Source organism: Mesorhizobium sp. M6A.T.Cr.TU.017.01.1.1 (genome assembly GCF_004023115.1).
Lineage (GTDB): Bacteria > Pseudomonadota > Alphaproteobacteria > Rhizobiales > Rhizobiaceae > Mesorhizobium > Mesorhizobium mediterraneum.
Genome location: NZ_RZTA01000203.1, coordinates 1 through 5511 on the forward strand (window position 1 = coordinate 1; position 5511 = coordinate 5511).

General features: G+C 61.6%; 6 protein-coding genes. 2 read left to right on the plus strand and 4 right to left on the minus strand.

What is annotated here, in order from left to right; genetic code table 11:
* Nucleotides 1-16: 16 nt before the first annotated feature.
* Nucleotides 17-1453, minus strand: a complete 1437-nt coding sequence (locus EOB36_RS32845; RefSeq protein ID WP_164547036.1) for a glutamine synthetase family protein — start codon at nt 1451-1453, stop codon at nt 17-19.
* 148 nt (nt 1454-1601) lie between these two features.
* On the opposite strand from EOB36_RS32845, the gene EOB36_RS32850 reads away from it, so the two are divergent.
* Nucleotides 1602-2318 (plus strand): HAD family hydrolase, encoded by a 717-nt coding sequence (locus EOB36_RS32850; RefSeq protein ID WP_126103649.1) that lies wholly within the window; start codon nt 1602-1604, stop codon nt 2316-2318.
* Nucleotides 2319-2345: 27 nt separating this feature from the next.
* Here the strand turns inward: EOB36_RS32850 and EOB36_RS32855 are convergent, their stop codons facing one another.
* The 3 genes from EOB36_RS32855 to aceA all read right to left on the minus strand — a co-directional run bounded on the left by EOB36_RS32855 (nt 2346) and on the right by aceA (nt 4643).
* The gene (locus tag EOB36_RS32855; RefSeq protein ID WP_126107244.1) at nt 2346-2807 is read right to left on the minus strand and encodes a response regulator; all 462 of its coding nucleotides are present in this window, start codon (nt 2805-2807) and stop codon (nt 2346-2348) included.
* 240 nt (nt 2808-3047) lie between these two features.
* The gene (locus EOB36_RS32860) at nt 3048-3290 is read right to left on the minus strand and encodes a hypothetical protein (protein ID WP_095483542.1); all 243 of its coding nucleotides are present in this window, start codon (nt 3288-3290) and stop codon (nt 3048-3050) included.
* 63 nt (nt 3291-3353) lie between these two features.
* Nucleotides 3354-4643, minus strand: a complete 1290-nt coding sequence (aceA, locus tag EOB36_RS32865) for an isocitrate lyase (RefSeq protein ID WP_095483543.1) — start codon at nt 4641-4643, stop codon at nt 3354-3356.
* A 246-nt stretch (nt 4644-4889) separates the two neighbouring features.
* On the opposite strand from aceA, the gene EOB36_RS32870 reads away from it, so the two are divergent.
* Nucleotides 4890-5511, plus strand: a 622-nt coding sequence (locus EOB36_RS32870) for a helix-turn-helix transcriptional regulator (protein WP_164897695.1), incomplete at its 3' end; no start/stop codon positions are given.

Sequence of the window (5511 nt, forward strand, 5' to 3'; positions counted from 1 at the left end):
CTACTCCCCTACTCCCCTAAACATTTAGCAGCAGATACTCCCGCTCCCACGGGCTGATGACTTCCATGAAGGTCTCGAATTCCGCCCGCTTGATCGCCGCATAGGTCGCGGCAAACGACTTGCCGAGCAGCGCGCAGAGTTCCTCGTCGGCTTCCAATAGGTCGACGGCTTCGAGCAGGCTGCGCGGCAGGTCGATCTCGGCATCGTTGGCGGTGGTGAGGACAGGCGGCTCGGCCTTGATCTTGTTGGTCATGCCGATCAGCCCGCAGGCGAGCGATGCGGCCAGCGCCAGATAGGGATTGGCGTCGGAAGAGGGGATGCGGTTCTCGACGCGCCTGGCCGCCGGGTCGGAACGCGGAACGCGGAACGCGGTGGTGCGGTTGTCGTAGCCCCATTTGTTGTTGACCGGCGCCGAAGCCGACTGGGTCAGCCGGCGGTAGGAATTGACATAGGGCGCAAACATCACCAGCGCGTTCGGCACGTGTTTCTGCATGCCGCCGATGAAATGAAAGAAGGCCTCGGTTTCCGAGCCGTCCTCGGCAGAAAAGACATTCCTGCCGGTCTTCTTGTCGATGATCGACTGGTGGATATGCATGGCCGACCCAGGCTGCCCCTGGATCGGCTTGGCCATGAAGGTGGCATAGATATCGTGCTTCAGCGCTGCCTCGCGTATGGTGCGCTTGAACATGAACACCTGGTCGGCGAGCTCGATCGGATCGCCATGGCGCAGATTGATCTCGAGCTGGCCGGCGCCTTCCTCGTGGATCAGCGTATCGATTTCCAGGCCCTGGCTTTCGGAGAAATGATAGATGTCGTCGATCAGTTCGTCGAACTCGTTGACGCCGGCGATCGAATAGCCGGCGCCGCCGCCGATCGCTCGTCCCGAACGCCCGACCGGCGGGGTCAGCGGGTAGTCCGGATCGGGATTCTTGCGCACGAGGTAGAACTCGATCTCGGGCGCCACCACCGGCTTCAGCCCGCGCTTGTCGTAAGCGGCAAGCACACGCTTCAGCACGTTGCGCGGCGTGAACTCGACCGAGCGGCCGTCCTGGTGGACGAGGTCGCAGATGACCGCCGCCGTCGGGTCCTCTTCCCACGGCACCACGGTCAATGTCGAAAGATCCGGCATCAGCTTGAGGTCACCGTCGTCCTCCGGATAGTGGAAGCCGTTGCCGTCCTCCGGATAGCCGCCGGAGATCGTCGTCATGAACACCGCCGAGGGCAGCGCCAGCGAGGTGTTTGAGGTGAATTTCTTCGACGGCATCATCTTGCCGCGCGCAACACCCGCCTGATCGGGCGTGATGCACTCGATATCCTCGATGCCGCGCCACTCCAGCCAGGCGCTGACTTCCTTCCAGTTCTTCACGCCGCGCTGATTTTTCACGAAGGCAGGCGTGCGGATACGTCCTCCGCGGCTCGACGGACGGACTTCCTTTTTTGCAGGCGGCATCATTCACCAGATTGGGTTGCGGATTTTGGAGTATAGCCGTGGGCGGTGATGGAAGGGAAGGGGAGCCGGCCCTGCGTTCGTCTGGCAGTTGAAAACCGCTTCGAGCAGCTTAGGTTCGACGCAAATTAAATGACCTCGGTGAAGACGTCGAATGCAGAACAATCATGAATTGACCACGATCGGCTTCGATGCCGACGATACGCTCTGGCAGAATGAGCAGTTCTTCCGCATCACCGAGAGGCGCTTTGCCGCGCTGCTCGCCGATCATGCCGAGGAGGGGCACATCTCGGCAAGATTGTTGGAGGCGGAGAAGCGCAACCTCGCCGTCTACGGCTTCGGCATCAAGGGGTTTACCCTGTCGATGATCGAAACGGCGATCGAGATTACCGGGGGCCGGGCGCCGGCCTCGGTCATCGCCGAAATTCTTGCCGCAGGCCGCGAGATGCTCGGCCATCCGATCGAGCCGCTGCCCCATGCGCGCGAAACCGTGGAAAAGCTGGCGAGCGCATATCGCCTGGTGCTGATCACCAAGGGCGACCTCTTCGATCAGGAGCGCAAGCTGGCGCAATCGGGCCTCGGCGACCTGTTCGACGCCGTCGAGATCGTCAGCGACAAGAGCCCTGCCACTTATACCAGGATCTTCGGCCGCCATGGGGATGGCGCGGAAAAAAGCATGATGGTCGGCAATTCGCTCAAGTCGGATGTGGTGCCGGCCATCGAGGCCGGCAGTTGGGGCATCCACGTGCCGCATGAATTGACCTGGGTGCTGGAACATGTCGAGCCGCCGGTCACCGCGCCTCGCTTCCGCCAGATAGCCGATCTCTCGGAACTGCCCCGGCTGATCGAAAACATCGGGAAAGCCGGCTGATCGTCTTGGCGTCGGGCCGGGTGCTGGCTAGTTACGTCCGAGCTCGACCAGGCGGTCGATCACCGGCTGCAGTCGTTCGGTCGTGATCGGTTTGACGACCACCGCATCGACGACGCTCGACAGACCGAGGCTCTCTGGTGTGCCGTTCTTGGTCGAAAGCAGGATCACCGAGGGGAGCGACTTGCCAGAAGTGCGTCGCAGCGCGTCGATACCCGACATCAGCGCGTCGCAGTCCTTGTTGTCCGCGCCGCCGTCGAGGACGACAGCTCCGGGAATGAGCGATCGCAACGTCGTTGCTGCCGTCTCGGGCGATTCCGAGATCGGCTTGAGCCCGGATCGTTCGACGATTTTCGAAACCACCACCCGGTTGACCGGCGACTTTCCGACGACGAGCACGCGGGTGAAGTCCGTGAGCATCTCGGGATCCACATTCCGGCTCACCAAACTCAGGTGGTTTACAGTCTTGGTATCGCGATTCACGGGGCGCATGAGCGGGGCGGGCACTCGAATGGTTTCAATGCAGGGTTGAAACTTTAGAGACAATTGCCGTGAGATCGCTGCCTATGTCAAGCTGAAATGGCGAACATCGAGAATATCGCAAGAAACGTTAAAATTTAAAGCAAGTTCTGTTTTTTGCCCGTATGCAAACTGGCCGTGCAAACGCAAATCACCTGCGCAGAGACTGCGCAGGTGATTCCGGATCCACAATAGGCTTTGCTTGGACTTCGGTCAGCCGTGGCTCCGCTGCGTGACGATCACCGGGATCAGCAGATCGCCCCAGTTGCCGTCGCCGCCATGGTGCCGTGCCGAGCGCACGAGCTCAACCGACACACCGGCCTCGACCGCCTTCATCACCGACTGGTTGAGCCTGTGCAGGTCGTTCGCAAGCATGCGGATGGTTGCTTGCTGGTCGACGCTCATGGTGGTGGCCTGTTCTTCGGCCCGTTCCTTGACGCGGCTTATCGATGCCATTGGTCTTCTCCTTCTGCGTATTTATACCCCTTCGGGGGCGTTCCTCTGTTCGTTGCGTTCCTGCTATTCCGCCGCCGGTTTGAACTGGGCGTGCTCGGTCGATTCATGCATGGCCGTGGTTGAAGACCGGCCACCGGTGATCGCCATCGACACGGCGTCGAAATAGCCGGTGCCGACTTCGCGCTGGTGCTTGGTCGCGGTGTAGCCGTGGGCTTCCGCCGCGAATTCAGCCTCCTGCAACTCGGAATAAGCCGCCATCTGCCGCGCCTTGTAGCCGCGGGCGAGTTCGAACATGCCGAAATTGAGCTGGTGGAAGCCGGCCAGCGTGATGAACTGGAACTTGTAGCCCATGGCGCCGAGCTCCCTCTGGAACTTGGCGATCGTGGCGTCGTCGAGGTTTTTCTTCCAGTTGAACGACGGCGAGCAATTATAGGCGAGAAGCTTGCCGGGATGATGCCTGTGCACGCCCTCGGCGAACTTCTTGGCCTGCGCCAGATCGGGCTTGGAGGTCTCGCACCAGATCAGGTCGGCGTAGGGCGCGTAGGCGACGGCCCGCGCAATGCAAGGCTCGATGCCGTTCCTGACTTGATAGAAGCCCTCCACCGTGCGGCCGGCGCCATAGTCGACGAAGGGCTGGTCGCGCTCGTCGATGTCGGAGGTGAGCAGCTTTGCCGCTTCCGCATCGGTGCGCGCGACGACCAGCGTCGGCGTGCCCATGACGTCGGCAGCAAGCCGCGCGGCGTTGAGGTTGCGGATGTGTGCGGCGGTCGGGATCAGCACCTTGCCGCCGAGATGGCCGCATTTCTTCTCCGACGCCAGTTGGTCCTCGTAATGGACGCCGGCGGCACCCGCCTCGATGAAGGCCTTCATGATCTCGAAGGCATTGAGCGGCCCGCCGAAGCCGGCTTCCGCATCGGCGACAACAGGCGCGAACCAGGTGTCGACCGAAAGCCCCTTGCCTTCGGAGGTCTCGATCTGATCGGCGCGCTGCAGTGTCCGGTTGATGCGCTTGACCAGTTCGGGCGCCGCATTGGCGGGATAAAGCGACTGGTCCGGATACATGGCGGATGCGGTGTTGGCGTCGGCGGCGACCTGCCATCCAGACAGGTAGATCGCCTTCAGCCCGGCCCGGACCTGCTGCATCGCCTGGTTGCCCGACATGGCGCCGAGCGCGTTGACGAAGTCCTCCTCGTGGATGAGCTGCCAAAGCCGGTTGGCGCCCATTTCGGCGAGGCTCTGCCGGATCTGGACCGAACCGCGCAGTCGCTTCACATCGTCCGGCGAATAGGGCCGCTCGATGCCGTCGAAGCGGCCTTCGGGCGCCGAGGGGACGAGGTTGTAAAAATCGGTCATTGGTCGCTCCGGATAAATCGTTACTGGGATAGAGAACGCCGCCTCATGCAGATTTCGCGCCGTTTTGGTGTGACAGCATTTACATTTCGGCGCGAAACAGGCGAGAAAAACCGTAGATTTGGCTGAGGAATAAGAGAAAACCTGTGTTGCGTTTGACAGCCAGGCGCTGTAAATTTGTCATGATTGTAAAGACCGGCGTGACATCGCCGTGCAGAAGCAATGTAAATTTCTGTCAAGGACAGTCGAGTGGCCGATCAAAAGATCTTCGCCGGGCCGCGCATCCGCCGTATCCGCAGCGCCAAGGGCCTGACCCAGACGGCGATGGCCGAAGGGCTCGGCATCTCGCCGTCCTATCTCAATCTCATCGAGCGTAACCAACGGCCGCTGACGGTCCAGCTGATCCTAAAGCTGGCGTCTGTCTACAAGGTCGACCCGCATGAATTGCAGGGTGAGGCGAGGGGGTCGGTCGCCGCCCTGAAGGAAGTGTTTTCAGACCCGCTGCTGGTCGGCGAATTGCCTGGTGACCAGGAGCTGATCGAGCTTGCCGAGGCAGCGCCCAACGCTTCCGCCGCGGTGATAAAACTGTTTCGCGCTTATCGCGAGCAGGCCGAGCGCCTTTCCGACCTCAACGAGCTTCTCGCGCGTGAGGGCAAAGCGACGGCACTCTCCGGCGCCCGCTTGCCGATTGACGAGGTGCACGAGATTTTCGAGCGCCGGCCGAACCATTTTGCCGCGCTCGAAGAGGAGGCCGAGGCATTCACGTCGGTGCTCGATCCCGGCGACGATCTGCTCGGTGCGCTCAAGGCCTGGCTGAAGCGCGAATACGGCATCGTGGTCCAGGGGCTGCCGGTCGCCACCATGCCGAACT

Bases quoted from the DNA above. Each gene is read 5' to 3' on its own strand.
- EOB36_RS32845 (WP_164547036.1), bottom strand. From the start codon at position 1,453: ATGATGCCGCCTGCAAAAAAGGAAGTCCGTCCGTCGAGCCGCGGAGGA.
- EOB36_RS32850 (WP_126103649.1), top strand. From the start codon at position 1,602: ATGCAGAACAATCATGAATTGACCACGATCGGCTTCGATGCCGACGAT.
- EOB36_RS32855 (WP_126107244.1), bottom strand. From the start codon at position 2,807: ATGCGCCCCGTGAATCGCGATACCAAGACTGTAAACCACCTGAGTTTG.
- EOB36_RS32860 (WP_095483542.1), bottom strand. From the start codon at position 3,290: ATGGCATCGATAAGCCGCGTCAAGGAACGGGCCGAAGAACAGGCCACC.
- aceA (WP_095483543.1), bottom strand. From the start codon at position 4,643: ATGACCGATTTTTACAACCTCGTCCCCTCGGCGCCCGAAGGCCGCTTC.